At 61.5% G+C, this 1,550-nt stretch carries 1 protein-coding gene; it reads left to right on the top strand.

Annotated features, from left to right (window positions below):
* Nucleotides 1–166: 166 nt before the first annotated feature.
* Nucleotides 167–1,550, top strand: a 1,384-nt coding sequence (locus RMO04_RS19045; protein WP_309646344.1) for a tyrosine-type recombinase/integrase, incomplete at its 3' end; no start/stop codon positions are given.

Here is a 1,550-nt window from a genome sequence, read left to right as displayed (position 1 = left end):
GACGGCGCAGAGCGAGGTTGTGCGGATGACCCTATACGACCGAGTGGCGCGCGACGGGCTGACCGTCGATCAACGTGATGCCGTCTTTCGCACCGAAATGCGAGCGTATCGCGAGGCGCTCGAGCATCTCGCTGCCGAATAGCAGTTCAGGCCAGCATAGGCGAAGGTGACCGACGTTGCTGCCGACCTTCAGGTGTACGAGGCAATCTGGAACGCCTTCGCCAGAACGGGCATCATCGATGGCGTGCGGAGCATGGCCTATGCCGACGAGCATCTTGCCGAGCTCACCAACGAACAACGGGCCGCAGCACGGCAGTTGGTCGGGTCGGTGGACCTACGGCACAACATCTCGCGCGAGACCGCGCAGCGTCTCGAAGCCTTGGGCATCGAGCCCAATCCGACCAACATGGCTCTGGGCGTGCGGCTCATGCTGGATGCGCGTTCCCAGGCCGCTCGCGAACTCAGACTGGGGATCGACACCGTGAGTGGGGGGACCCTTCCGGCGATCGCCACGGAATGGCATCCCGTGCCGGTGATCGCCGAGCATCTGACTGGTCGGCCCGCACAAATCGACGCGAGCGGGATCCCCGAGAAGTGGCTAAATGCATCGCCCATCGAGGCTGCGGAACTCTTGATCGCGTCGAACCCGGCGATGCTGGAGCACAGGAAGGATGGCAAGCGAGCGGCGACGCAGGTTGGAGAGCAGACGCTGCGACAGATCCGCTGGGCCGCGGTCCTGCTTCAGAAATCCATGAACCCGGTAGGACCGACGGCCGGCATCCGACCCTTCTGGACATGTACGTTCGACGATATCGTGACGCTCGACAGTTGGTTCGACAAACTCCCCGTTACACGCGGCAAATCGCCGCGGGATCGCGAGCCGGACACAACGCTGCAGGAGATCTGTGACCGAGCGCTCGATCGTATCGACGAAGGCGAGCTGGGAGCCGACGCCATCGGTCTCGACGGCGTCACCACCAACAAGCACCTGCGAAAGATCAAGCAGATCTACGACATGGCGCGTGACGAAATCGACATTCTGCCTGAAATCCGGTTTGCCAAATTCATGGTTCCGGACTTGAAGGATGAGCGGAACGCACGCGACGCCTACACCGTGGAGCAGGCCGTCGAAATCTTCTCACTGCCACCATGGACCGGCTGCGCGGGCGCACGAGATCGCCTCGCCGCTGGCAACGAGGTTTTCCATGACAGCCTGTACTTCGTGCTGCTGATCGTCTGGTACACCGGCATGCGGCGCGAGGAGGTCTGCAAGTTACTGGTCGCCGACGTTCAATATGACGCGGGCTATTGGTTTATAAGCATTCGCAACAGCGACGCGGGGCGAGTAAAGAATGCGAACTCGGTTCGACTGATCGCGTTGGCCCAAGAACTGATCCGACTGGGCTTCGTCCAATACGTTGATGCAATCCGGGCGGCAGGGCACGATGCGGTTTTCCCCGAACTCGTCGCTGAAAGGGACGGCACGAAAAAGGGCGACGTGTTCTACCGCATCTGGTGGATCTACATCGCGCCGCTTCTGACCGGGCTCA

Source organism: Phenylobacterium sp. (assembly GCF_031412415.1).
Lineage (GTDB): Bacteria > Pseudomonadota > Alphaproteobacteria > Caulobacterales > Caulobacteraceae > Phenylobacterium.
The sequence above is the reverse complement of the archived record's forward strand: the minus strand, read 5'-3'. Positions and strand labels throughout refer to the sequence as shown.